The 24,774-nt window shown below is 37.0% G+C and carries 28 protein-coding genes; 19 read left to right on the top strand and 9 right to left on the bottom strand.

Annotation, left to right across the window (positions count from 1 at the left end):
- Nucleotides 1–5 precede the first annotated feature (5 nt).
- Nucleotides 6–89 carry an IS3 family transposase gene (locus tag C9J35_RS24950; protein ID WP_369122299.1) on the top strand — a complete coding sequence of 28 codons (84 nt, stop codon included), beginning with the start codon at nt 6–8 and terminating at the stop codon, nt 87–89.
- A gap of 93 nt (nt 90–182) precedes the next feature.
- Here the strand turns inward: C9J35_RS24950 and C9J35_RS21230 are convergent, their stop codons facing one another.
- Nucleotides 183–950 carry a sulfite exporter TauE/SafE family protein gene (locus tag C9J35_RS21230; RefSeq protein ID WP_107926719.1) on the bottom strand — a complete coding sequence of 256 codons (768 nt, stop codon included), beginning with the start codon at nt 948–950 and terminating at the stop codon, nt 183–185.
- Between the two features lie 246 nt (nt 951–1,196).
- Between C9J35_RS21230 and C9J35_RS21225 the strand changes: the two genes are divergently transcribed.
- Complete coding sequence (locus C9J35_RS21225; protein WP_107926717.1) at nt 1,197–1,622, top strand: hypothetical protein; 426 nt, start codon at nt 1,197–1,199, stop codon at nt 1,620–1,622.
- Between the two features lie 75 nt (nt 1,623–1,697).
- On the top strand, nt 1,698–2,693 hold the full coding sequence (locus C9J35_RS21220) for an LLM class flavin-dependent oxidoreductase (protein ID WP_107926715.1): 996 nt from the start codon (nt 1,698–1,700) through the stop codon (nt 2,691–2,693).
- 211 nt (nt 2,694–2,904) lie between these two features.
- On the opposite strand, the gene yfkAB is transcribed toward C9J35_RS21220, so the two are convergent.
- Complete coding sequence (gene yfkAB / locus C9J35_RS21215; protein WP_107926713.1) at nt 2,905–4,017, bottom strand: radical SAM/CxCxxxxC motif protein YfkAB; 1,113 nt, start codon at nt 4,015–4,017, stop codon at nt 2,905–2,907.
- A gap of 268 nt (nt 4,018–4,285) precedes the next feature.
- Between yfkAB and C9J35_RS21210 the strand changes: the two genes are divergently transcribed.
- The 3 genes from C9J35_RS21210 to C9J35_RS21200 all read left to right on the top strand — a co-directional run bounded on the left by C9J35_RS21210 (nt 4,286) and on the right by C9J35_RS21200 (nt 6,903).
- Nucleotides 4,286–4,975, top strand: coding sequence for a YjjG family noncanonical pyrimidine nucleotidase (locus tag C9J35_RS21210; RefSeq protein WP_107926711.1), 690 nt, complete (start codon nt 4,286–4,288; stop codon nt 4,973–4,975).
- Between the two features lie 208 nt (nt 4,976–5,183).
- Nucleotides 5,184–6,098: an S-layer homology domain-containing protein gene (locus tag C9J35_RS21205; protein ID WP_107926709.1), complete on the top strand. Its 915-nt coding sequence runs from the start codon at nt 5,184–5,186 to the stop codon at nt 6,096–6,098.
- 172 nt (nt 6,099–6,270) lie between these two features.
- Nucleotides 6,271–6,903: a 50S ribosomal protein L25/general stress protein Ctc gene (locus tag C9J35_RS21200; protein ID WP_107926707.1), complete on the top strand. Its 633-nt coding sequence runs from the start codon at nt 6,271–6,273 to the stop codon at nt 6,901–6,903.
- Nucleotides 6,904–7,090: 187 nt separating this feature from the next.
- On the opposite strand, the gene C9J35_RS21195 is transcribed toward C9J35_RS21200, so the two are convergent.
- Nucleotides 7,091–7,717, bottom strand: coding sequence for a YczE/YyaS/YitT family protein (locus tag C9J35_RS21195; RefSeq protein WP_107926705.1), 627 nt, complete (start codon nt 7,715–7,717; stop codon nt 7,091–7,093).
- A 165-nt stretch (nt 7,718–7,882) separates the two neighbouring features.
- Here C9J35_RS21195 and C9J35_RS21190 point away from each other — a divergent pair, with 165 nt between their 5' ends.
- The 4 genes from C9J35_RS21190 (at nt 7,883) to C9J35_RS21175 (ending at nt 13,513) form a co-directional block, all read left to right on the top strand.
- A complete protein-coding gene (locus C9J35_RS21190; protein WP_107926703.1) occupies nt 7,883–8,302 on the top strand; it encodes a pyridoxamine 5'-phosphate oxidase family protein in 420 nt (139 codons plus the stop codon).
- Nucleotides 8,303–8,648: 346 nt separating this feature from the next.
- Nucleotides 8,649–10,394 (top strand): adenine deaminase, encoded by a 1,746-nt coding sequence (gene ade / locus C9J35_RS21185; protein ID WP_107926701.1) that lies wholly within the window; start codon nt 8,649–8,651, stop codon nt 10,392–10,394.
- A 239-nt stretch (nt 10,395–10,633) separates the two neighbouring features.
- Nucleotides 10,634–12,295, top strand: coding sequence for a right-handed parallel beta-helix repeat-containing protein (locus C9J35_RS21180; RefSeq protein ID WP_107926699.1), 1,662 nt, complete (start codon nt 10,634–10,636; stop codon nt 12,293–12,295).
- Between the two features lie 1,026 nt (nt 12,296–13,321).
- A complete protein-coding gene (locus C9J35_RS21175) occupies nt 13,322–13,513 on the top strand; it encodes a hypothetical protein (protein WP_107926697.1) in 192 nt (63 codons plus the stop codon).
- Nucleotides 13,514–13,948: 435 nt separating this feature from the next.
- Here the strand turns inward: C9J35_RS21175 and aac(6') are convergent, their stop codons facing one another.
- Nucleotides 13,949–14,386 (bottom strand): aminoglycoside 6'-N-acetyltransferase, encoded by a 438-nt coding sequence (gene aac(6'), locus C9J35_RS21170; protein WP_054768687.1) that lies wholly within the window; start codon nt 14,384–14,386, stop codon nt 13,949–13,951.
- A 336-nt stretch (nt 14,387–14,722) separates the two neighbouring features.
- On the opposite strand from aac(6'), the gene C9J35_RS25145 reads away from it, so the two are divergent.
- The 4 genes from C9J35_RS25145 (at nt 14,723) to C9J35_RS21150 (ending at nt 16,963) form a co-directional block, all read left to right on the top strand.
- On the top strand, nt 14,723–14,875 hold the full coding sequence (locus C9J35_RS25145) for a hypothetical protein (protein WP_438941222.1): 153 nt from the start codon (nt 14,723–14,725) through the stop codon (nt 14,873–14,875).
- A 149-nt stretch (nt 14,876–15,024) separates the two neighbouring features.
- Nucleotides 15,025–15,609: a DNA-3-methyladenine glycosylase I gene (locus C9J35_RS21160; RefSeq protein ID WP_107926695.1), complete on the top strand. Its 585-nt coding sequence runs from the start codon at nt 15,025–15,027 to the stop codon at nt 15,607–15,609.
- On the top strand, nt 15,599–16,282 hold the full coding sequence (locus tag C9J35_RS21155; protein ID WP_107926693.1) for a DUF1963 domain-containing protein: 684 nt from the start codon (nt 15,599–15,601) through the stop codon (nt 16,280–16,282). The genes C9J35_RS21160 and C9J35_RS21155 overlap by 11 nt, the downstream gene beginning before the upstream one ends.
- A gap of 480 nt (nt 16,283–16,762) precedes the next feature.
- On the top strand, nt 16,763–16,963 hold the full coding sequence (locus C9J35_RS21150) for a cold-shock protein (RefSeq protein WP_010859579.1): 201 nt from the start codon (nt 16,763–16,765) through the stop codon (nt 16,961–16,963).
- Between the two features lie 98 nt (nt 16,964–17,061).
- Here the strand turns inward: C9J35_RS21150 and C9J35_RS21145 are convergent, their stop codons facing one another.
- Together C9J35_RS21145 and C9J35_RS21140 are read right to left on the bottom strand one after the other, a co-directional pair.
- Nucleotides 17,062–17,367 (bottom strand): transposase, encoded by a 306-nt coding sequence (locus C9J35_RS21145; protein WP_107926691.1) that lies wholly within the window; start codon nt 17,365–17,367, stop codon nt 17,062–17,064.
- 207 nt (nt 17,368–17,574) lie between these two features.
- On the bottom strand, nt 17,575–17,778 hold the full coding sequence (locus C9J35_RS21140; protein ID WP_235616398.1) for a hypothetical protein: 204 nt from the start codon (nt 17,776–17,778) through the stop codon (nt 17,575–17,577).
- A gap of 688 nt (nt 17,779–18,466) precedes the next feature.
- Here C9J35_RS21140 and C9J35_RS21130 point away from each other — a divergent pair.
- Nucleotides 18,467–18,760: a GPW/gp25 family protein gene (locus C9J35_RS21130; protein ID WP_054768686.1), complete on the top strand. Its 294-nt coding sequence runs from the start codon at nt 18,467–18,469 to the stop codon at nt 18,758–18,760.
- Between the two features lie 187 nt (nt 18,761–18,947).
- On the opposite strand, the gene C9J35_RS21125 is transcribed toward C9J35_RS21130, so the two are convergent.
- On the bottom strand, nt 18,948–19,136 hold the full coding sequence (locus C9J35_RS21125; RefSeq protein WP_235616397.1) for a hypothetical protein: 189 nt from the start codon (nt 19,134–19,136) through the stop codon (nt 18,948–18,950).
- Nucleotides 19,137–19,172: 36 nt separating this feature from the next.
- Between C9J35_RS21125 and C9J35_RS23795 the strand changes: the two genes are divergently transcribed.
- The 3 genes from C9J35_RS23795 to C9J35_RS21115 all read left to right on the top strand — a co-directional run bounded on the left by C9J35_RS23795 (nt 19,173) and on the right by C9J35_RS21115 (nt 21,240).
- A complete protein-coding gene (locus C9J35_RS23795; protein WP_167396031.1) occupies nt 19,173–19,604 on the top strand; it encodes a hypothetical protein in 432 nt (143 codons plus the stop codon).
- A 540-nt stretch (nt 19,605–20,144) separates the two neighbouring features.
- Nucleotides 20,145–20,513, top strand: coding sequence for a hypothetical protein (locus C9J35_RS21120; protein ID WP_153062980.1), 369 nt, complete (start codon nt 20,145–20,147; stop codon nt 20,511–20,513).
- 106 nt (nt 20,514–20,619) lie between these two features.
- On the top strand, nt 20,620–21,240 hold the full coding sequence (locus C9J35_RS21115; RefSeq protein ID WP_107926687.1) for an NAD(P)-dependent oxidoreductase: 621 nt from the start codon (nt 20,620–20,622) through the stop codon (nt 21,238–21,240).
- A 232-nt stretch (nt 21,241–21,472) separates the two neighbouring features.
- On the opposite strand, the gene C9J35_RS21110 is transcribed toward C9J35_RS21115, so the two are convergent.
- Nucleotides 21,473–22,303 (bottom strand): DNA alkylation repair protein, encoded by an 831-nt coding sequence (locus C9J35_RS21110; protein ID WP_107926685.1) that lies wholly within the window; start codon nt 22,301–22,303, stop codon nt 21,473–21,475.
- Nucleotides 22,304–22,467: 164 nt separating this feature from the next.
- On the bottom strand, nt 22,468–23,232 hold the full coding sequence (locus C9J35_RS21105) for a TSUP family transporter (protein WP_438941221.1): 765 nt from the start codon (nt 23,230–23,232) through the stop codon (nt 22,468–22,470).
- A gap of 125 nt (nt 23,233–23,357) precedes the next feature.
- Between C9J35_RS21105 and C9J35_RS21100 the strand changes: the two genes are divergently transcribed.
- Nucleotides 23,358–24,137 carry a TrmB family transcriptional regulator gene (locus C9J35_RS21100; protein WP_107926683.1) on the top strand — a complete coding sequence of 260 codons (780 nt, stop codon included), beginning with the start codon at nt 23,358–23,360 and terminating at the stop codon, nt 24,135–24,137.
- The last annotated feature ends 637 nt before the right edge of the window (nt 24,138–24,774 follow it).

Raw genomic sequence — 24,774 nt, 5'->3', positions numbered from 1 at the left:
AATATATTTACTTTTATAACTACCAACGCTTCCAAAAACGGCTCAACCATCTGGCACCGATAGAATATCGACACCAGATGGCTGTTTAGTCTTTTTTATAGCTGTCTACTTGACAGGGGTAAGTCCACCCCGCACAGAGGTAAGATTTTTTTTATTTAATTTCGCCATCGTAGCGAAGTGGTTCACGAAAAATAGTCATATGTATTTTTCAGTAGTAATAGAATTGTTACAACGATAAAGAGTTTACGCACATAACCACTACCACGTTTTATTGCAAACTTAGAGCCTACGATTGCACCAGCAATTTGGGCAAGACCCATTGATAAACCATACGCATAATGTATATGCCCGAGGTACATAAACATAAGAAGAGCAGCAATATTGCTACCGAAATTTAAAAATTTGGCATTACCAGCGGATTTTAAAAAGTCAAAACCGACGATTAAAAAGGCAAAAAGTAAAAATGAACCGGTACCAGGACCTAAAAAGCCATCATAAAAACCAATTAATGTAATGATAACAATGAAAAAAGCATAGCGTTTAGGTGTTAGTTTTTTATAGGTGGAAATGCCACCCCAGTCTTTTTTGAAAATCGTATAAGCGGCTACAACTGCTAACATCACAAGCATTAATGGCTTTAAGACGCTCGGGTCCATTAAATGGACAATCCATGCGCCAATCATGGAGCCGAAAAAAACAAATGGAAACAGCTTATAAACAGATTTAATATCTAGTTTCCCAGAACGATAAAACGTAATTGTACTTGTGAGAGAGCCCATCGTACCTGCTAGTTTATTTGTTGCCACAGCAGCTGAAGGAGGTAAACCGACGAACATGAGGGCTGGTAAAGAAATAAGTCCACCACCGCCGACCACCGAATCGATGAAAGCGGCTAAAAAGCCAAAAATAATAAGAATCAGTAGAATATTTAAATCTAAATCGAAAGGCAATACCGTCATCTCTTTTCTATAATAATAAACTGATATTATCGAAACGAAGAGCGGCTGTAAATAGTTTAAGATGTTTTTTACTTTCAATGGTTTGAGCTTACTAGCTTTTTACGAGTAAATAGGAAGTGGCGATTTTTGAAGAAATATAAGAAATTCTGTAAAAAACAAAAATATTCTATTTTAAGTAATTATTTTAATGTATTATGAAGAAAATAGTGTTTTTGCGTAAAGGGGACGTGATGACATTTGAGTTTAGGGAATCATTTTAGGGTTTTTGTTTGTGTTGTGTTTATGGGGGTACTTGTTGGGTATGTTTATAACACCAAAAAAGATGTAACGGATAATGAATATATTGATGCAGTTAAACAAGGTTACTTAGCAAATTTTACGGATGTAACTGTCCGAGATGCATTTAACTACGCGTTTACAGAACCTTATTGGCGTTATTACGAGGCGAAAACAGGTCAGCATGTTGTGGAATTATCGGGGGAAACTTCACACGCGGGGGAAGTGGGACACGCTGTTTTACAGTTTGTCGTGAATGAAGATGCCACGGAATTTACACTCTTTGCTATGAAGTTTAATGATTCCGTATTAGATATGGAACAAAGATGGACACTGGTAGTGACGGTTTATGAAACATGGCAGATGAAACAACTTGCCTATCAATAGTGCCTTTTACTTTTGAAAAAGAAGTCCCTATATTACAGTAGAAAGGAGAGCTACATACAGAAAGGGTGTTTCTTAATGAAATTAAGTATTTTAGATCAAATTCCTGTACCTAAAGGACATACTGCTGAGGATGCCTTCAAGCGAACAGAGCAGCTAGCGCTGTTAGGTGAAGAGCTTGGTTTCCACCGTATGTGGCTGGCAGAGCATCATAATAGTGGGTCACTTGCGAGTTCGGCACCTGAAATTACAGCTGCTTTTTTAGCCGCAAAAACACAACGCCTACGAATCGGCACAGGGGGCGTCATGATGATGCATTATTCGCCCTATAAACTGGCTGAGGTTTTTAAAACATTAAGTGCGCTTGCACCTAATCGTATAGACTTTGGTGTAGGGCGTGCTCCTGGTGGTGACCATCCATCTATTTATGCGCTTGCAGAAGGTCGTAGACAGCGTATGACAGAGCAGTATGACAAACTCGATATTATTTTGAAGCTTATGAATGAACAAAAATCGGGTGAGTATGTCTATGATCAGGTCATTGCATCACCGACAAATATCCAGTTACCCGAGGCATGGTTACTTGGCTCAAGTGGTCAAAGTGCCATGCAGGCAGGACAGCTAGGTGTTGGCTATTCATATGCACAGTTTTTTACCGGTAATATATCAAAAGATATTTTTGATACGTATAAGTCAACCTTTACACCTTCTTATTATATGGAGAAGCCACACATTATCGTCACTTATGCGACGACTGTTGCAGAAACGGTAGAGGAAGCAGAATATTTGGCCAAGCCGATTGATATTACGCGCCTTCAGCTAATGAAGGGGCAAATCATCCAATCGATGTCACCAGAAGACGCAAAAGATTACCCACTAACAGAGATGGATAAATTGACGATTGCCAATAATCGTAAGGCAAATCTTGTAGGTACACCGAAGGATATTGCCCAATATTTAGTAGCAGAGCAAGAACACTATGGTTTTGATGAAGTAATGCTAAACTGCAATCAATATGCACAGGAAAGTCGTTTGAATTGCTATAAACTATTGGCGAAAGAATTATTAAAGTAGCTAGTGTTTTAAACTTTAATATGCTATTGACATAAAAACGTCCAATGCAGCCACTGTTGACTGTATTGGACGTTTTTTGATCCCACAACAACGGGCAGTAACCTCAAGTTGAAAGAGTCAGCTTGGTTGTCGATCAACTGATCAGTAAAGCTTGCTTGGTTCAGCTATCAAAACGAGGGGCAGAAAAACCCTCATGGTTTGAAGTTTCACTTTATCCTATCGCTGAGCCACTTACAAACGGGGCATCTTTATAATACATATTTTTGACTAGAACGTTCGGACCTAAGCATTTCACTGCTGGACAGTGGCAATTGAGTGATTTTGCTAAATCAGTTTCCATCCATTTGTCGAAAATCGCTGGTAACTCGTCGTTGATGATATTGCCAAGAGCAGGGGTATCACCAAAGTCAGTAACGATGACATCGCCTGTAAAAATATTAACATTTAGGCGTGAGCGACCATCTGGATCATTGCGCAATGTAACGTTTTTCGCCTCGCGTAAGCGTTTTAATAGCTTTTGGTCCGCCTCATTTGTACTACAAGGATAAAATGGCAATGTACCGAACAGCATCCAGGTACTGTCATCACGCACATCGAGGAGATGATGTATAGCTTCGCGTGTTTCTGCTAACGAAAGTGATGACAGTGCACTTGCAAAGTCTGAGGGATACATTGGGTGTACTTCATGTCGGGCACATTGCATGTCATTAATGATTTGGTTATGGATATGCTCTAAATAGGGCAATGTCTTTTTGTTGAGCATCGTTTCTGCCGATACCATGACACCATGTTCAGCTAGCATTTTTGAGTTATCAATCATGCGTTGGAAAAGCGCTGCACGCTGGTCGTAGGTTGGTTTACGGTCCATCATTGCAAAACCTGTTTCGACGAACTCATCGACTGTGCCCCAGTTATGTGAAATATGTAGCACATCCAAATACGGTGCAATAAGTAAATAACGTTCAGGTTCTATAGTGAGGTTCGAGTTAATCTGGGTACGTACGCCTCGTGCATGTGCATATTTTAATAGTGGCAAAACATAGTTTTGCACCGATTTTTTGCTCATCATCGGTTCGCCGCCTGTAATGCTCAGTGTTTTTAAATGTGGAATTTCGTCAAGTCGTTTCGTGATTAAGTTCATTGGCAGTGCTTCTGGGTCTTTATTTTGCAATGTATAGCCGACTGCACAGTGAGCGCAGCGCATATTACAAAGGTTAGTTGTTGTAAATTCAATATTCGATAGTGTCATCTGTCCATGTTGTTCAACATCTAAATACGCTTCCCATGGATCAAATGATGGCGTAAGTTTTTGTAAGGTCGTCATAATTCGTACATCTTCCTTTCTAGCATTCTATTGTCTCATATTCGGTGATATTTTCAAATATGAAATTCTTGAAAGGGCTTTTATATGGCTAGACGAACATTTTTGTCGCCTTACTAAGGAAGTTCAGCTTATACTTTTATGCGTATTATTTTTCGGATAATTCTGTAAATAGGTAATATGGAGTGATTTTACTGCTATTTTTTGCAAAAAACGTTATGATAGAAGGAGCAAGACGGCAAGACCGTAAGGAAGGGAAGTAGGAAATAAGTTGAGTAAATATGAAATACTTTTATTTGATGTAGATGATACATTATTAGATTTTGATTTAGCTGAAAATGCAGCTCTTAGTCGATTGTTCGAACAGGAAAAAATTGCGACAACTCCGACGATGATTGCCCGCTATAAAGAAATTAATGAATCAATGTGGCGTGCCTTTGAACGTGGCGAAGTGACGAAAAATGCCCTACATAATACAAGATTTTCGATAGCGCTAAAAGAATTTGAGCTAGAAGTAGACGGTGAATATTTTGAAGCTATCTTTCAAAAGTACTTACAAGAAGCACATCATTACGTTGAGGGGGCATATGAACTAATCGCACAGCTAGCAGATAACTATCATTTATATGTCGTTTCGAATGGTAAAACGATAACGCAAAATAAACGCTTGGTAGATGCAGATTTAGCAAAATACTTTAAAGGTATTTTTATTTCGGAGCAAACAGGTTATCAAAAGCCAATGCCAGCATTTTTCGACTATGTTTTTGACCGAATTGATGGGTTAAATAAAGAAAAAGCACTAATTATTGGGGATTCTCTCACTTCTGATGTCAAGGGCGGCATACTAGCAGGGATTGATACATGTTGGTTTAATATTCACAATATCGAAAATACAAGTGATATTTTACCAAACTATGAAATTAAAAAGTTACACGAACTTTATGGTGTATTAGAAAAATAATGAATCCCCGCGAGTACAATGTTACTTTTGCGGGGATTCAAAGTATAGGCAAATAAAAGTTGGAAAATGATCGCTAAATCTGATAAAAGGTAAACTGCATTTGCCAAAATAGGACAAGAGGCAGCATACTAGTGTATGCTAAAAATACTATATTTTTACACAATTAAATCATTTATGATAGTTATAGAAGGATGAAAGGGAGGGTAATATGAAAGGAATATTCCCAAAAGCTATAATGGTTGCCCTATTAGGCGCATCATTGACGACTCCGCTACAGGCACATGCCTATCAAGAGCCAACGGATTATGTACATATGAAAACCGAAAATATGACGGTTTACTCAGCATATGGCGCTAAAATTGCCGCGTCTGAAAAACAAGGAACCTATAGTGTTAAAGCTAATATTGTCAATAATCGACAGCCACTAGAGGTTGAAATCTTTAAAAATGGACAATCTGGAGTCTTAAAGCAAATGGTTAAAAAAGGCGTAATGGAGCCAGTTGCCTATCGGGACGAAGGAGATCGAGTGGTTGCAACCATTCATAATAATGCTGAATTAAAGTTTGCATATCCTGTACAAATTTATTTTCATGATATAGCAAACTCGACATATAGCAGCTATATTACCGCATTAGCAGAGCGCGGGATTGTTCAAGGGCGTACATCTGATAACTTCGGTGTAAATGATTCCTTAACACGTGCGCAGTTTAGTGCCTTACTCGCCCGTGCATTTAGCTTCCAACAGGAACAAACAAAACAGTTTAAAGACGTCGATGCGAAAAAATCATGGTTTGGTGGTCATGTTGGAGCCTTACATTCATTAGGGATTATTAACGGAAAAGCTCCTAATACATTTGATCCAAATGGCAAAATCACTCGTCAGCAAGCCATTTTAATGCTTGGTCGAACATTAGATGCTGTAGATTTTGTACCAGAAGAATATGACACACTACCCTATCAGGATAGCAATGCGTTCCAAGGCGAATTATTACGCTATACACAAACATTGTATGGTATTGGTGCTCTTGACTACAATACAAATTTATTGCCAAACCAATATATTACACGTGGCCAATTTGCTAAAATGTTGGCGCTTTCTTTAGAAGCGGCAGGAAGATTGTAACTAAATAGCAACACAGCAAAACGAAACAGCCGAGGGCACATAAAAGTCTTCGGCTGTTTGCTATGGATTCGGTGGTAGGAGTAGCGTGTTTTAGAACGCACAATAGGTATAAAAATCTGTTTAACGGGCAAAACCTTTTATGAGACTAGTTTCATGAAGGGGAGAAAAAGCTATGAGTACAATTTTACAGGCAAAAAAACGTGATAAAGGAAGACGATCATCTTTATCACAGCTTAGAGATAATGGTGCTATTCCTGGAGTTGTTTACGGTTATCAAATGGAATCCACTTCAATCTCACTTGACGCAAGAGCATTTGCGAAAGTGCTTGCTGAAATAGGCAGTAAGAGTGTGTTCCAATTAGATGTCGAAGGAACGAAGGTAAATGCGGTATTAACAGAAATGCAGCGTAGTGCTTTAAAAGGATTTGTGAAGCATGTAGACTTTAAATCAATCAATATGTCTGAAGAGTTAGAAGTCGATATCCCAATTACAGTAGTCGGAGACGCCATTGGAGTTGCAGACGGTGGTTTCCTGTTACAGCCAAATCGTGAAGTTCGAATTAAAGTGAAGCCTGCAGAAATACCTGAAACAATAGAAGTGGATGTGACGGAAGTAGCAATTGGTACTTCACTTTATGTTGCAGATATTCGCCAAAAATGTGCTTTTGAAATTTTAAATGAAGACGACTATACATTAGTAGCGATTACACCGCCACCTGCTGAAAATGAACAACAAGAAACGGTCGATGAAACCCCCGAAGCAATAGAAGCAACCGGACAAAATACTTCTGAACCAAAAGAATAAAGGTTGATTAGAAAACGTCATAGAACAACGTGTTGATGTATGACGTTTTTCTTAAAAAGGTTATCAAAAAAATAGGGCCAACTCCAATTGAGGTGGCTCTTTTTAGCGTTTATACGTGAACAAAAAGCTCGTGAAATCGATAGGATGTCACAAGCTTTTACATATATACTATAAAGTTTTAGAAGACTTATACAACTGCGCTTTTAATGCCAGTCCATTTCATAAATAATCTCTCATTGCAGGCTAGCGCAAGTTGCACAATGGGTCCGAGCCCAAATGCCATCAATACTGTACCAACCCCGACAGGACCTCCAAGTAAGAAACCAAGTATAGCGACTGTGACTTCCATCGTTGTACGAGCACGTGTCACACTCCAATTAAATTTATGGACAAAAAGAAGCATTAATGTATCTCGTGGCCCAATACCCAAATTTGCAACCATGTACATCCCGCAGCCCCAGCCGAGTAAAACAAGCCCAGTAAGGTAGGATAATAATTGCATCCAAAATCCATCAATATCAGGCAACCAATAGTTAAAAATATCAATGAAAATACCTGCTAAGAACATATCCACAAATGTACCAGGAAGTGGCAATTTCTTTGTCACTAACATATCAAATGCTAAGATGGCTAGACCAATTAAAATAGACCAAGTACCAATAGATAAACCCAAAGTTTTTGTTAATCCAATATGTAAAACATCCCAAGAGCCGACGCCAAAAAGCTGTCCTTTTATTGTCAAGGTTATACCAAAGGATAAGACCAAGATGCCTGTAAAGAAAAATAGACATCGCGTAAAAAAAGCTTGTTTCATACTTACTACCCTCATTCTGAAAATTCATGTTCTCCAAAAGAATATTATAACAAGAGATTGCGCATATTACCGAAGACTATCATTTCTTATTTTTCAAAAAAAGGTGTTTTAGCTTAGCCTAGGAAGGGCATTATAAAAGAGAATCAAGAGAGAGGATGGGATGAAATGACTTCTGTACGTGATGAAATTTTAGAAGTATTGAATCGTGAAAAAATAGGAACGATGGCAACAGTTGAGAACGGGAAACCATACTCGCGTTATATGACCTTCCAAAATGATGAATTTGTATTGTATACAGTGACAAATAAACATTCAGAAAAACTAGAGGAGTTACAAAAGAATCCGTATACCCATATTTTATACGGCTATGAAAATGGCGGATTTGGGGATACTTTTGTTGAGATAGAAGGCAAGATGACAGAAATTCATGAGGAAGGTTTGAAAAACAAACTGGCTGAATTTTTCACAGGTATTTTTATCGGCAACAACGATGAGATGGTAACATTAAAAATTGAACCGATACGTATGCGTCTGATGAATAAAAAAGGTGAGCCCCCAAAAGAGCTAGAATTTACAGTAGAATAATTAAAACTTAAAAAAGTTCATTGAGCGGATGGTTTGTTTCAGACTGTAGATAAACTTGAACTGCACCCCGATTGTTAGACACCTATCTAACAATTGGGGTGCTTTGTTGATGTTTAGATTCTTGGCAACTGAAAAATTCCAAGATTTATGCGTGCGTGAGCCTAGCACATCTTGCAATGATTGCGCAAGTGAGTGAAACACTGGTGGTTTATTTTAGAAAAGTGAACACTAAATTATTCATGTTGTCAATACATTTAAAAATAAGGCGACTACATACAATGCTACTTGAATCTCTGCGGTAATTCATGCATGATAATTCATAAAGAAAAAGAGGGGAGTGCATAGAATGCCAATAAAACTACAACAACTTGCACAAAACATATTGACATCTCAAGGACAGGTAGAAGCAGACTTTATCTTGCGTAATGCCCTGGTAGCGGATGTTTTTACATTGACGTGGAAAAAGGCAGATATCGTTGTCAACAATGGACAAATAGTTGCACTGGACACACACAACCAATTTAAAGCTAGCTATGAGGAGGATGCAGCCGGACATTATGTTGTGCCAGGGCTAATTGATGGGCATATACATATTGAATCGTCTATGCTAACACCCGCTGAATTTAGTCGTGTGCTTGTGCCTCACGGGATAACAACAGTCATAACAGACCCACATGAAATTGCAAACGTTGCTGGTACTGAGGGAATTCAGTTTATGCTAGACGACGCTAAAAAAGCAGATATGGATATTTTCGTAATGCTACCTTCAAGTGTGCCAGGTACTAGTTTTGAAAATGCAGGAGCCACTTTAGGAGTTAGGGATTTAGCGCCATTTTTAGCTCATGAAGATGTACGAGGATTAGCGGAGGTTATGGATTTTCCAGCAGTATTGACTGGTGAAGCAAACATGCTTGAAAAGATCCTACTTGCACAGCAAGCAAACCTTGTTGTTGATGGACATTGCGCAGGCTTAAATCGTGCGCAAATTACAGGCTACCGTGCTGCTGGTATTCATACCGATCATGAATGTGTAACAGCAGAGGAAGCGCTAAATCGTGTAGAACAAGGGATGTATGTCTTAATTCGTGAAGGTTCTGCCGCAAAAAATTTACGTGATGTTTTACCCGCAGTCAATACATCGAATGCTCGTCGATTTGGTTTTTGTACGGATGATAAATACGTGGATGAGTTGATCGATGAAGGTAGCATCAACTTTGATGTGGCCATGGCTATTGAAGAAGGTATGGAGCCATTACAGGCGATTCAACTTGCAACCATCAACACAGCTGAGTGCTACCGCTTGTATGATCGAGGGGCATTAGCACCGGGATATAAAGCAGATTTTGTTTTAGTGGAAAATCTAAAGGAAATGCGTGCGAAAGCAGTTTGGAAAAATGGGGTAAAGGTTGCTGAAAATGGCGTAATGCTCACAGCTCGTCCAGAAACGGATGTACCTACGCACATCCATCAATCCGTGCATTTGCCAACAGTGACGAAAGAAATGCTAACAATACCGTTTGCAAAAGGGAATAAGGCCAATGTGATGGAAATCGTGCCAAATCAGCTTATTACCAATCATTTGGTCGTAGATGTCCCTGTTATAGATGGCGTATTTGAACCGTCAGTGGAACAGGATCTACTAAAACTTGCTGTTATTGAGCGTCACCACAATTTGCATACGACGGGGCTGGGCATTGTCACAGGCTTCGGCTTGCAAAAAGGTGCAGTAGCGACAACCGTTGCACATGATTCTCATAATGCATTAGTGGTTGGCACAAATGATGCCGATATGCTAATAGCCCTTACACGGATTCAAGAGATCCAAGGTGGTTTTGTTATCGTAGCAAATGGTGAAATTATAGCAGAAATGCCTTTAACAATAGGAGGCTTAATGACGGATGCACCAGCGGATCAGGCGAAGGCACAATTAGCAGATTTGCATAATGCCTTACATGAGTTAAATCCACACTTAGATTTCCATTTCTTGTTGACATTCTCGTTTGTCGCTTTACCTGTTATTCCAGCCTTAAAACTAACAGACACAGGTCTATTTAATGTGACAACATTCCAGCATATAACTGTGGAAGCCTAACAAAATATAACGGAGTTGTCCTATAGGTATATGTCGTAATTAGCATTCTTGAAAAGAGAGCAAGGTTTAGAGCCTTTGCTCTCTTTTTGTGTGGATGCAGTTCTTTTGAGCCATTTGTAAATTATTTGTACATAATTGAATAACAGGAAGTTCATTGGGTATATAAATAGAATAAAAAACGAGTAAAAAATAATTAGTCTGTAAAATAGAATCTTTGTTTAGATAGGAGGAGTGTGAAGATGGCAATACTTGTTGTTAAGAAGAGCATTATGCACCGCTATCAGAATATTGGGCAAGCTATTCAAGAGGCTGAGGCTGGAGATTTTATAGAAATCAGGGATGGTGTTTACGAAGAAAGCATTGATATTCCTAAAAGATTAATCCTCTATGGCGTGGGGAATGTCACCATCAAAGGTGGCGTGTTTATTCGATACCATACGCACGTGGAAATGCGAAATCTCCGTTTTAGTCAGGGTCAGGGGATTTATATTAAAGGGGACTTACAGTTAGAAAATTGCGTAATCGAGCATCAACTGGTAAGGACACAAGTCGCCGTCAGCTTTGGAAGTTTAATGATGAAAAATGTTGATTTACTAGCGAGTTCATTAAATCAATATGGATTGCGTATCGATAATGGTTCAAGTGTTGTCCTTACTGATTCAACAATACAACATCATACAAAAGCTCAAATCATAGCACAAAATAGTGAACTCGCAATGACAAATTGTATGTTATTAGAGGGACAAATGAACGCAATCTTTGCTATAGGTAATATGAAAATGGACATAGCCAATTGTGAGATTCATGGCCACCAGAAAACACAATTTGTTGCAGCTTCTAGTACGATTTCGATGAAAAATACGCTTATTCATCAAGGACAGGATTTGGGCATGCAAATGTTTGATCACTGTAAATTGATGATGGAGCTTTGTGAAGTCAAACAACATGGCGGCACCAATATGGTCGTACATGAAAGTGAGCTAAAGGTCTCAGATTGTGTTTTTGCAGAAGGTCAAGGAAATGGTATTTATGTGGGAGAACACTCGAAGGCGCTTATCTATGCCTGTCAGTTGAGTAGACACAACAAGCCGCAACTTTTTATAGAAAATAGTAAAGCTGAAGTTCATAAATGCACGATAAGAAATGGCGCAACTTCAGGACTTACTATTTTTAATGAAGCTGACGTAACTATGACTGAATGTAAGATACAGCATCATCCACAATTTCATATTATTGTGGATGCGAGTGGTCTACAGCTAAATCACGCCATTATTGAGCATGGTCAGACAGGTGGTATTTATGGAAATGAACATGCGAAGATTACTCTAAAGCATACAACAATTCAAGAGGTGGACAGTCACCACCTTTATATCAATCATGCACGCTTATTTGTGGAAAATAGTACATTTGCTCATATCATTGGCAATGGTATAACTTGTATCGATGCCATTTTTGAAATTTTAAATAGTGATTTCATAAATGCTAGACAGAGCCCATATGCAATCATTTGGTCTGATAAATCGATGGGGCGTATCGAGAATTGCGATGTCCATGAATGTGAGCGAGTAATTTTAGCGATGACCAATCAGTCACTACTAGAAATCGTTAACACAAATCTTGCCAAGGTAAAAACTGCTGCCATTGTTCAAGAAAAGAGTCAATTATATGTACGAGGTTATGCACATGGTGCAACATGGCAAGGAGATGCCTCCTCGAAAATTATCAATAGTGACTTAAAATCAACAGTATCTAATGAAAACATACAACATATTGTGAACTTGCTAAGTACTGCAAACACCCTGAATGTACAGCAATTAAATAAAGAATTACAGATACCAGCTGAAGTATTACAGGAAATATCAACAATACTACGTAGTAAAGATATTAAAAAAACAATGTGAAACCAAAACATGACTAGAACAAGTAATTTCATTTTTTGAAATTACTTTTTTCTTTTTTTGGAAAGAATAAGGATGAAAAAGCCTGGAGTTAAAGGGAGATTGAAGATCAATTCAAAAGTTGTTAGAAAAGGTTTAAAATGTTACAAGAAAGGGTAATGTTAATGAGTTTAACTGTCGATTTTGAAGTAGAGTGCTATAAGTTCCTCTCTTAGAATTAGTTTTGAAATAAAAATACCCTGTTGCATGATTTTGTTTTCTACGAATAAGTGGCACGTGTGCATGCTCGTCGATGAACGAAATGAACGGGTTTCCTGCTCATTCTTGAATGCCGCATGAGTACTGTTTGAAACAAATAGGAGGCCGGTAAGGTATATGATTGCCTAACTGTTTATCAAAAAACAACTAGCAAGGTATCCTACGTTGATGGCTTTGACTCAATCTAAAAGAAGCATTGAGGCAATGCTGGTTATCAAACTTTGTTACAATGTATAAAAGGAGTTGACAAAAGTTCTTAGAAACATCCAATGTATAAATACAAGGCTAGACATGATTATTTGCTAAAAATGAACTGGATAGTAGCCTATACAAGCTTTGATGAACAGATAGCTTCTGCAAATTTTTTGTCTTACTTTTAGACTTTGTAAACTTCTACCATAGCACCATAAAATGTGAGCGGTTTCATTTACAATTTCCGACAAATTATAGGAATGATATCGATATATAGACTAAATAAGTATGCAGTTTTCATTTTCAGGTCTATTTATAATATTATTTCAAGAAAAAAAGTCGTAATTCTAGAAGCATAATTTTTACAAACAAAAAAATTATAGCAATAAAAGTAATGCTTATTGGGTACTGCAGAAAATATTATTAGAAAATTAAGTTTTTATATTGATTAATTTTGGTGTTTTATCCTATAATTAGTATAAATGATTCAATAATAGTACTATGTTAGTAATGCTCTAGATCTTTAGATAATGATTTCGGAATAATAAAATAGGTAAGTGGAATGGAGGTGAAAAAGGTATGTTTGGGCTTTCGAAGGAAGAAATATTGCTGCTGCTCGAAAAAGTGGAGTTGGCAGATAGTCAAAAAAATGCAATAGCTGATATCTTTCATCTTAACAATATGAGAATTGAACAACAGTTAGCATTTATTATCCACTTAGTAATAGATGAGCGCGAACGAAACATAGCAAACAATACATATTTAAATTAAACGTAAAAATTTCTGTCGGAAGTTAGAGAAATTTGTCTTTGACATAGTACATATCACTTGATGTCCTAAATAATGAATGGGCATAGAAAAAAGGTGTCGTGTTATTTACGTTTTGCCGATATTCACCTTTAAAAGATAATTCGAATAGGATATTAGCAAACAATCACAGAGTTAGGGCCTTCTACTAAACCCTTGTGATTGTTTTCTTCTCTAAATACTAGTATCCCTTTTTATCATTTATGTAGTTATATTAATGAGCACGAAAAAAGGATGTCATCAGCCTTCATTAAGAAATTAATAAGGAAGAATCAAATTTTACATAGAAAAAATAACGAAATAGCTAGCAAAGTGATGAAGAAATTTTTCAGAAAATAAAAAAGTCTGTTAGCTGTGTAGGCCAACAAACTTGAAAGGGAGTAATGGCGTATTACATCATTATATTAATGATTTTGTAAAACAAATGATACGATTCACTTCTGTAAAACCAAGTTTTTGATGAACCGCCAAGCTGTCTAAATTGTGTAATTCGCAGTCACTCGCAAACTCTAGACAGCCTTTCATTTTAGCCCACTGCTCGCATGTTGCGACAAGTTGCTTGGCTAAACCATGTCCCCGATAGTCCTCTTTCACAAATAGCCCCTCTAAATAGCCGATAGGACTGGAACTTGTACCCTCCACATAATCCGTTCGCAGTTGACATTGAGCAAAGCCGACTGCTTCTAAACCTTGATAGGCTAGGAAGATTGCCGTGTTTTCAGTGGTAGTATGTAGCGTCATTTCTTCCATAAATGCCATGAGTGTATTGTTTGGCCAAAGTAATAGTGCTAATTGTGCTGCGGTCTGTGCATCTTCATTCCTCGCTTGTCTAATCATCCAAAAACCTCCTTCTAAATATTGTATAATCGATTGAGCTGTGAAATCAATGAACAAATTATCATAAAGCAGTACCTAGTTGAGGTTTATGGTGAAAAATGAAACTAATTGAATAGTAGACCGTATAGGTAATTATTAGAAAAAGTTTAGGAAAGCATAGCGTTGAAGCTCGCCCTATGCCATTTCTTGATTTCAAAAAGCTACGTTATTGAGTCGGGAAACCCAGAACAAGGCAATAAATTGTTGCAGTAGTGAATGTATTCATATATTTGCTTACTTAAAAGAGTTGGTGAACTTTTACAACAACTGACGGAATTTTAAAGGAGTGCAGGTAACATGACATTGTTGCAAAGGTTAATTGACCAAGCAAAGAATCCTAAAGGATTTGTAGGGTCTGCGATTTTACAGATAATGAATGTTGCACATCGAGGCATGAATAAATGGTTAATTGACAGTGGCACGATTAAAGATGGAGATATTGTATTATAAAACCAAACAGAAATAAAGCACTTATTTAAAAGTGTCGGATTTCAAACGGTGAACAGCCATGAAGATACACAAAAAGGCTGGCTATGTATTAAAGGTATTAAATAGTTCAAATCATAGAACATCATTATTTTGAAATGGAGGTTGTATCGATGAAGAGATGTGCATGGGTAAAACTTGATGAGCCATTATATGTCGACTATCATGACAAGGAATGGGGTGTGCCCGTATATGACGATCAGCATTTATTTGAGATGCTATGTCTTGAGGGGGCGCAAGCAGGACTGAGTTGGTGGACAATTTTACAAAAAAGAGAAGGCTATCGTGATGCTTTCGATCAATTTGATGCGACGAAAATTGTTCTGTATACTGAGGACAAGCTGGCTGAGCTTAGAGAGAATCAGCGAATCGTTCGCAATAAACTTAAAATTGCAAGTGTTGTTACGAACGCACAAGCATTTCTTCGAATACAGCAACAATATGGTTCATTTTCGCATTATATTTGGGGCTTCGTCAATCATCAGCCCATCATCAATCATTGGTCTACCTTAGCACAAGTGCCGGTAACAACAACACTAAGTGACTGCATGAGTAAGCAATTAAAAAAAGATGGATTCAAATTCGTTGGTAGCACGATATGTTATTCCTTTATGCAGGCAACGGGAATGATAAATGATCATCTTGTTGATTGTTGTTGTCGTCAAGTGAATAGCGAGGTGCAGGGTGATGGACATTGATGAAATCAAAGCACGATTAATGACAAAGGCTACGATATTTGAAACTGGTGGCATCAGACCAACTAATAAGCTGCTTGAGAGTTGGTTTGGCGCCGTTGCCTGGTCATTGCCAGAACAGCAACAGCCAGAAGGATTTCAGCCACTGGCTACATTTTTTTTGAAAGAGTTACCTTTTGTACCTGCAGCAATCAGACATATCGAACTACTGACACTTTTTATCAGTGAAGAAATTTTTGATCATCTTGTTGAAGATGATCTTAGCCGTTTTTTTGAAATAAGAACATACCCGTCATTAAAGGGTCTAGTGCATCGTAGCTGGTATCATGACAACATACGAGCATTTCCACTAAAACCTCGTTTGGTTGACAATGATTGCCCTGCATGGGATGGTGGAGGTATACCGCTTGAGGTGGAAGAGGAAATAATACGGTACGAGAACGAAGAAGCTATGGAGTACTTTGACGATATTGTAGAGGAGATTTACGCTGTCCATAAAATTGGCGGATATCCAGCTTTTTGTCAAAGTGGCAATAATTTTGGTGAAGCCTATCCATTTGTTTTACAAATTGCCTCCGATAACAAGGCCCACTTCAATATCGTGGATAGTGGGAATTTTTATTTCTATTATAATGGTGAGAACAACGATTGGCGTGTTCACTGTGATTTCTACTAACTGTGGATTTCTAATAAAAAAAGTTTGATGGATGGACCTTTTTAGCATGATTTTTTACCAACTATAGTTGAGGCGCATGAAGGTACTATGATAAAATGAAATCAAGATTGCAGAAAAAGGCATATATTTGGCAATTTGAAGAGAAAAAGTATATACTATAGCTAATGAGCTTTTTGAAAAACATGCGGTACTTTGGCAGGTAATCGTAAGTGCCGTATATTTTAATAAAGATGAAATGCGCAGCATGGGTAATTTCATCTTTTGATTAAATATTCACTACAATTAACAATTATTTCATTAGACAAATAAAAGAAATTAGTGTATAGTAAAACTAATAAATACATTCCTTAAGTGGAAATATTGAATTCACCTATTACAAAAAGTAATCGTGTTTATTCGGTACTTTTTGTAATATGTGAATTTTTTTATTTTATAGAAGAAATTATATATTACAATTTTATTTTTTGGAGGTTTTCTTAAATGAAACAAGGTACAGTAAAATGGTTTAACGCAGAAAAAGGTTTTGGATTTATCGAAGTTGAAGGTGAAGCAGACGTATTCGCTCACTTCTCAGCGATTCAAAGCGAAGGTTTCAAATCACTTGACGAAGGTCAAAAAGTTGAGTTTGAAGTGGAAGATGGTAACCGCGGACCACAAGCTAAAAACATCGTTAAACTTTAATTAACACATGCATTTCATAAAAAAGAGGCTTCCTTAGGGAATGCTTCTTTTTTTTATGTACATCAATGTTTATACATAGAAAATCGCAGTTTGAATGACTAGGCCGATGTCAGTACGATGTGTTTGTAGAATGTAAAATACATCAATTGATATATAAGGAACACACCCATGTAAGCACCGGCTACTAAAAAGAGCGGATTCAAAAAAACGGCATGAATGGTTGTCATAAATACTGCATCATCAACAATAATTTGATAGATGGAAGTGGCTGCGATACTGCCAAAGACAATCGAGGAAATTACTGCCATAGCATTAAAAAAGTGTCGAGTTTTATCGCTGTTATGTTGTAAGTAAAGCATCAGGATAGGAACAAGCAACGTAGTTGCAATTATTATAATTTTCAAAATATCACATCCTTTGTTCCAGTATGCCCTTGAAAAATTGCGCATAATCAACAGAGAAATATCTAGAGGATAAAAATTCATGTTGGAAATAAGAAATTCGCGAAAATTAAACTACAGGGACATCCACTACAAGCTATAAATTTGTCTCCATATTGTAGGTGATGAAAAGAGTAAATTTTGATTTACCAATAAATTATTCTAGGCTTGTCACCGACAATCAGATTCTTTTGTCGGTGCCGTTTTAGCAGTGTCTGGAATCATGTGAAAATCATATTGTGTTAAAGCAAATTGAGTATGATATAAGTATTCTAGGACAAGTAACTTGCCCCCAGCTACACCGCACAAGATGCCTGAAGTCCCTTGACCGTTTGTCAATGAAATTCCAACTGGTTGGCCGATTAAATACTGAATTTTATGTTGCTATGGCATAATGGTCACTCCTTTCAATACATAATATGTTCTTAGTATCGTTAGGTGCTGATGCTCCGATAAAAACCCATGTTGCTAGCAAACGTAAAATAGGCATTGTCATAATTCCTATAAAATGAAATTCATTCAACGCCAATAAGAAAGGAGAAAACATTTGCTAAATAGACAGATGATTCAACGAAAAAAAATAAAAAGGGTGAAAAAATTGGAAAATAAAACAGTAGTGAAAAATGGCATTGGTTTTGGTGCAGTACTAGCTATCACAATATCATGGAGTGTCAATCACTCTATATTGTGGGCTATTATTCATGGATGTTTCAGTTGGCTATATGTTATTTATTATGCTTTAACAAGGTAAATTACCAAATTGCGTATTATTGTTCGCTGGACAGTAATTTGACGTCGTCAGCATATCGGATTAAGGTGCAAAAGTTTAAATGAATTTTGAAGCGGGTAAAAATAATAGAGGTTGTATTAATCGAAGAATGGAAAAAGTATATACCGTTCATATCTGAACTGAACTTGGCATAAATAACTAAGTGCTGGTTATTGCGAATTGAAATAAACAGCTCACAATATTCGGAGAAAAGGATGGGTGCCATTCACTTAATTGTGGTATATTGCAAATTTCATACAACTAAGACTGCATCATTGAAGAAAGGTTGATAAGATGACACATCAAGTTACCGCTACGAGCAATATTGATTTCGGTGCTACAGGCGTTGAGGAAATATTGCAAAATGTAGCTTATATTTTATCTACATTTGTAATTTCTTGTCCTCTATATGGTAGGAGGTCAAATACTGACGCACCTTTTTATCTTACAAAGAGACGGAATACCGCACGCATTATTGATAGCATTAGACGTTTCGAGCCACGTGCAGTTGTTATCGATGTAGATTATCTTGGAGACGTATTTGTTGGGAAATTAGAACCTGTAGTAAAAGTAATTGTGAATGAATAAAGCTTGGAGAAGAAGGGGAGTGGATAAATCTGCGGACCTTCCAAGTATACAAGTATGTTAGCGTAGCGATTGTTTAGAAGCATTGTTCCTATCCAAATATATTGGATCACGAATGGCTAGAACAATTCACTATGTATCTATAAAAATATGCCTTAAAAAGGATCTCTAAGAAGAGATCCTTTTTTTGTTATGCAACTGGATTTCTTCTGATACCGTCAATTTTTTGGCAGTCAATAACGACTGGTGTAGCCGCAGCAGCATCTCCGACTTCAAGGAAATAAGCACAGCAAGTTTTCGGATCTAATCTAATGAAAAGAACACCAAGGAAACTACCGCCACCTGATAATAGAACATCTACTAGCGTACCTGGTTCCAAGCATCTTATTAGATCACAGATACAACCTTTACATTTGTGCTCAAATTTATCATCGCATTTCTCTTTTTTGCATTTGTGTTTGTCATCTTCCTGTTTTTTCTTGCAATCACATTTATCGTGTTTACGCTCGCACTCATCGTCTTTGTGCCAGCATTTGTCGTGTTTACATTCGCACTCATCATGTTTGTGCCAGCATTTGTCGTGTTTACATTTGCACTCATCATGTTTGTGCCAGCATTTGTCGTGTTTACGTTCGCACTCATCATGTTTGTGCCAGCATTTGTCGTGTTTACGTTCGCACTCATCATGTTTGTGCCAGCATTTGTCCTTTTTCTGTTCGCAATGTCTACACTTATCATGTTTAGAATCGCACTTGTCGTGTTTATGCTTACATTTCTCCTGCTTATGTTCACATTTTTCAAATTCACAGTAACATTTATAGTGATTGCATTTGTCACCTTTATTTAAATTGTTATAATTCCAATTCATATACTTATAATATCTATTATCTTGCATTCTGTAATCTCCCTTTTATGTTAGTTTTTTAGTAATCCGCGCGCTGCCTTACACTAATAATCTATGAATGTTGGTTGAAAGGAGATTGGTAATTTGCCCTGTAAAAGATTAAAATATAAAAACTTGGTATTAAAAAATAAGTTGTATGATTACCTAAAGGCTATGAATACTATAACAATGCTATTTTAATGAAAAATTTAGATAGACTTTTGCCTTAAATCTGCAACTTTGATTTCCAGCAAAGAGTGAACGCTTCAGTAATCGGTAAAAAATATGAGATAGTAGATAAAAAATCAAGTCAGAAAATGGTATAACTTCAAATAACAATTGATAACATACAGCGGAAAATCAAGTGTTATAACATTCATTCTGTTATGCATATTTATCAACATATTCATAGGGTCTGGTTCATAATTTTTTTAGTATTTATTTGTAAAATAAAGCGTATTTTATGTAAAAGGAGAATGGAGAGAATGGATGAAGGGACTAAAAATGAGTTTTTTAATTTTATTTTTATTGATATTCATCACAGTTGTACTTATAAAAAATAACGCATCTCCAAGTGAACAATCTCTTCACAATGATATTAGAGACAATTATGCTGAGGAAATTGGTGAAAAATTACAAAGCTCAAGCTTTACGAAGGAGGTTTTACAGGCTTTAAGAGCGGAGGGCTACTTCCCCGACAGCACAGTCGGCTATTTAGTGGATTCCCCGGATAAACAATTTATCTCAATTTACTTACATAACTCAGATAAATTAGACAAAGCGTCGAAGGAAGAAATTCAAAAAATTATTAATCGTGTGGCGAAAAATAATAATTTAAATTCATTCATTGTTGATATAAAGGAAACAAATTAAGATAAATTGTAAGTATGACAAAGATTAAGGCAGCCCAAGGGATTGTCTTGGTCTTTTTTCTTGGAAATTACGCTATGGTATAATTGTTTACGAGGAGATGAAAACTGTGAAAATTTTAGTTTTAGGTGCAACGGGTCGGGTCGGTAGCCATATTGTTTCACTTGCCGTACAAGACGGTCACCGTGTTACTGCCTTAGTACGTACACCGAATAAAGTGGAAATAAAAGATACTAATTTAGACATTACTCATGGCAACGTATTAAACCAACAGGACATAGAATCTGTAATGTCTGAAATTGACATTGTAATTAGTGCATTAAATACGGATGGCACAAATACACTTACAGAAAGCATGCGAATGATTCTTGAAACAATGAAAAAAGCAAATGTGAAACGAATTATTACCGTTGGTACAGCCGGAATATTACAAAGTCGGTTAAATCCTCATTTACTCCGTTACCAGTCGAGTGAATCCAAACAGAAAACTACTTTTGCAGCACAAGAGCATCACAAAGTCTTTGACATGTTAAGCCAATCTGACGTTGATTGGACAATTGTCTGTCCTACATATTTGCCTGATGGAGAATATACTGGCGTATATCGAACAGAACGGAATTTCCTGCCTGATGGTGGAACTAAAATTTCAGTGGCGGATACTGCTGAATTTACTTATCAACAAAGTGTATGTAATGAATATTTGCAATCTCGTGTTGGCATTGCATACTAATAATTGGGGGATTTTTCTTCCCAACAGTGAATGAGATGATATTTAATTTGTAATAAACGAGCTTTTATTTACTGTATGATTACTTTCAAGAAAAAAAAGGGCAGGTTGCTCAAAGTCATTTCTTATGAATAGTACTCGAAGACATAAAAATACTCCCCTTGGAAAAACAGATTTTTAATGTTAAATCTGTCTCGCTAATGGGGAGCATTTGATAGAGGAACTTTTTATTGTATTAGCAATTATTTTTCATGATTGTTCTTGTCGCCTTTTTTATGATTTTATCGGTTGCGTTTGCTTCAGATTCTTTGCGCCATTTTTCACAGATAGTTAGTACCCAATTTGCTTGAGTTTTACTTGCGTCGTTTAACCAATTGCCCACAGAATCTTGCACATATTTTGATGGATCTGCTTTTAGTAAAGCTAAAAGGGGTAATGCTTTATGTGGTTCTTGCTTAAGGATCTCAATATGTTTTGTCCAAACTCCCCGAGGTCTCATAGATTCAACTGCAAAACGTCGAATATTTTCATTATCATCCTTAGCCCATACAGTTAACAATTCCACACTTTTATCTATATCTTCGGAAAGATCCTCTCTTATCGCCATCCAAGCAATTTCTCGTACGCCAAAATGATGATCCGCCGCAAAATGTCTAATAAATGACAGTTTTTCTTCTAGAGTTTGTTGGCGATTTTTATTCATAAAGGCTGCCCAACATCTTACACTATCAGATATATGATTGGCGCAGTATGTCAATATTTCTAACCTTTTTGCCTCATTTTCTTCAACCATTACTGTAGTTAGTAAATCACTAGTGGTACGAATCGCTTTCATCCCCGTAAAAGCATTTTGCTTGGCCATTTCGGTTAATAGTACATCCATTTTTCCCTTTTCCAAATTGAATGACGGTATTACATGCTTTAACAATACGTGATGATTGACAGCTTGCCATTCAATAAGATTTACACTCTCAATTAACCCGTGATTTAGCAAATCTAGTATTTCACTTGGGATATCACTGCTCTTCCTAGCCCCTTTTCGATTCAGAACGTGTTCATGTATCATTCGTTAGTTCATCCTTATTTCGGTATATTTGTAAAATATGAATCTATTTTAATTGTAACGTAACTATAAATCCACATCAACTTTAGAAGGAGGGGCGGGAAAGCGATTCATATTTTCTTTATACTAAAACTTCAAACAAATATTATAAAACGCGTATGACTACTTTAATTAACAAAGTAATCATACGAATTTTTAATTAGAAGTGTAATCGATACGATGATAAATAACTGTCGGACGAAACCACTTCCTCTCTTTATGGCAACCTGCGAGCCAACAATTGACCCAAATATTTGAGCAGTTCCCATTACAAGACCATAAACATAGTGAACGTGATCTAGATACATAAACATTAAAAGGGCTGCCATGTTACTGCCAAGGTTCAACAATTTTGCATTACCCGCAGCTTTTAAAAAATCGGTGCCAATCATGAGAAAAGCAAAAATAAAAAAGGAGCCAGTGCCAGGGCCGAGGAACCCATCATAAAATCCAATCGCAAAGAGCAGAAAAATAAACCCAGCCAATTGTAAAGGGGATAATTTCTTAATGGCTGAGAGGCTACCCCAGTCTTTTTTGAAAATGGTATAGACAGCAATAGCAGCGAGCATAAATAGCATCAATGGTTTTAATAACTCTGGACTGATTGATGTGACGGTCCAAGCACCAAACATAGAGCCGAAAAATGCCAATGGAAAATATTTTTTGACCGAATGAAAATCAATTTTTCCAGAACGATAAAATGAAATGGTTGAAGTAGATAACCCTATCGTACTAGCTAGTTTACTTGTAGCGATGGCTGTTGTTGGATTTAGACCAAGGAATAATAATGCAGGTAATGCAATGAGTCCACCCCCACCAACGACAGAATCAATAAACGCGGCGAGAAAGCCAAATAGTATGAGTATTAGTAATAATTGTAAATCCATCTGCATATAATCACTCTTTCATTTAGTTACTACTGAAATAGTAACTAATGTCAACTTGTTTGTAAAGTATAAGTTTTATCGCTATATAAAACGGAATATGACTATAATAAAGAAAATGGAGGGGTCCACTAATGGAATTAATTAACCAATTAAAACAGTTAGGCTATACAGAATATGAGGCGAAGGCATACATAGCATTGGTACAAAATAATCATGTGACAGCCTATCAAGTAAGTAAGCATTCAGGTATTCCACGTGCACGAATTTATGGAATACTTGATTTATTAGTTGAAAAAGGTCTTGTAATGAAAGAGGAAACACCAGAAATAACAACCTATACGGCATTAGCGGTATCCGTATTTTTACAAAAGGTAGAAAAGCATTGGCAGTCTAGTTTTAAATCCATGTCAAGTAACTTAGAATCCTTAGAACACCAGGAGCCTGTGGAGGACAATAAAGTTTTAAGTATTAAAGATAAGGATACGATTATAACTTATTGTCAGTCGATGTTAAAAAAAGCGAAAAAAAGAGTGCTGATATCGATGTGGGATGATGTCTATGAGGAACTACGAGAAGACTTGCAAAAGGTGGCACAGCAAGTGAAAGTGCATGGCATTACACTGCATGTGACGGAGCCGTTAGCTTCATTAGACCAACATCGTGTGACTGATTTTACGGAAAAGACTACTACGGACCATTGGTTTATATTATCAATCGATGGAAAAGAAATGATTTATGGACCATCTCCTGCTAACCGTGAGCTTGCGTTCTTTACAGATGATCCCATTCATATTTATTTATTAGAAGATTATATTTGGCATGATGTACTAGTTAATCGGTTAGTAAAGCGTAGCAAAGATGATTTAGGTGATTGGATTACAAAAGAACGACATGCGTTTTTCGGGGCCTAAATTACTCACTTTTTCATAAAAGTGTCGTAACGGCAACCTTGCAAATTTTTCAATGAGCAATATCGACTAAGGAAAAAAAGAACCTTGCCAATGGAATGCCCTCTGTTGCTGTACAGTGTCCTGTAAATTACTGATTGAAGTGTCGCTGTATCCCGCATTAACGGTCAGTAAGACGCTAAGGTGGAGAATTAACTGACCGTAAAAGCCCGATTGGTTCAACAACCAATCAGAAGAGCACTGATTGGAGTTTCGCTGTATCCCGCAATAACGGTCAGTAAGGCATCACCTATGAACGACCAACTGACCGTAAAAGCCCGATAGGTTCAACTACCAATCAGAAGAGCACTGATTGGAGTTTCACTGTATCCCGCATAACGGTCAGTAAGACGCTTAAGGTGGAGAATTAACTGACCGTAAAAGCCCGATAGGTTCAACTACCAATCAGAAGAGCACTGATTGGAGTTTCACTGTATCCCGCAATAACGGTCAGTAAGACGCTAAGGTGGAGAAATAACTGACCGTAAAAGCCCGATTGGTTCAACTACCAATCAGAAGAACACTGATTGGAGTTTCACTGTATCCCGCAATAACGGTCAGTAAGACGCTAAGGTGGAGAAACTGTCTCTTATACACATCT

Origin of the sequence: Lysinibacillus parviboronicapiens, from assembly GCF_003049575.1 — a bacterium.
Lineage (GTDB): Bacteria > Bacillota > Bacilli > Bacillales_A > Planococcaceae > Lysinibacillus > Lysinibacillus parviboronicapiens.
Note: the sequence above shows the minus strand (reverse complement) of the source record. Positions and strands in the feature narration are given on the sequence as shown.

Bases quoted from the DNA above. Each gene is read 5' to 3' on its own strand.
- C9J35_RS21205 (WP_107926709.1), top strand. From the start codon at position 5,184: ATGAAAGGAATATTCCCAAAAGCTATAATGGTTGCCCTATTAGGCGCA.
- C9J35_RS21155 (WP_107926693.1), top strand. From the start codon at position 15,599: ATGGACATTGATGAAATCAAAGCACGATTAATGACAAAGGCTACGATA.
- C9J35_RS21175 (WP_107926697.1), top strand. From the start codon at position 13,322: ATGTTTGGGCTTTCGAAGGAAGAAATATTGCTGCTGCTCGAAAAAGTG.
- C9J35_RS21130 (WP_054768686.1), top strand. From the start codon at position 18,467: ATGACACATCAAGTTACCGCTACGAGCAATATTGATTTCGGTGCTACA.
- C9J35_RS21110 (WP_107926685.1), bottom strand. From the start codon at position 22,303: ATGATACATGAACACGTTCTGAATCGAAAAGGGGCTAGGAAGAGCAGT.
- C9J35_RS21160 (WP_107926695.1), top strand. From the start codon at position 15,025: ATGAAGAGATGTGCATGGGTAAAACTTGATGAGCCATTATATGTCGAC.
- C9J35_RS21150 (WP_010859579.1), top strand. From the start codon at position 16,763: ATGAAACAAGGTACAGTAAAATGGTTTAACGCAGAAAAAGGTTTTGGA.
- C9J35_RS21105 (WP_438941221.1), bottom strand. From the start codon at position 23,232: ATGCAGATGGATTTACAATTATTACTAATACTCATACTATTTGGCTTT.
- C9J35_RS25145 (WP_438941222.1), top strand. From the start codon at position 14,723: ATGACATTGTTGCAAAGGTTAATTGACCAAGCAAAGAATCCTAAAGGA.
- C9J35_RS21220 (WP_107926715.1), top strand. From the start codon at position 1,698: ATGAAATTAAGTATTTTAGATCAAATTCCTGTACCTAAAGGACATACT.
- C9J35_RS21120 (WP_153062980.1), top strand. From the start codon at position 20,145: ATGAGTTTTTTAATTTTATTTTTATTGATATTCATCACAGTTGTACTT.
- yfkAB (WP_107926713.1), bottom strand. From the start codon at position 4,017: ATGACGACCTTACAAAAACTTACGCCATCATTTGATCCATGGGAAGCG.
- C9J35_RS21180 (WP_107926699.1), top strand. From the start codon at position 10,634: ATGGCAATACTTGTTGTTAAGAAGAGCATTATGCACCGCTATCAGAAT.
- C9J35_RS21100 (WP_107926683.1), top strand. From the start codon at position 23,358: ATGGAATTAATTAACCAATTAAAACAGTTAGGCTATACAGAATATGAG.
- ade (WP_107926701.1), top strand. From the start codon at position 8,649: ATGCCAATAAAACTACAACAACTTGCACAAAACATATTGACATCTCAA.
- C9J35_RS21195 (WP_107926705.1), bottom strand. From the start codon at position 7,717: ATGAAACAAGCTTTTTTTACGCGATGTCTATTTTTCTTTACAGGCATC.
- C9J35_RS21200 (WP_107926707.1), top strand. From the start codon at position 6,271: ATGAGTACAATTTTACAGGCAAAAAAACGTGATAAAGGAAGACGATCA.
- C9J35_RS21190 (WP_107926703.1), top strand. From the start codon at position 7,883: ATGACTTCTGTACGTGATGAAATTTTAGAAGTATTGAATCGTGAAAAA.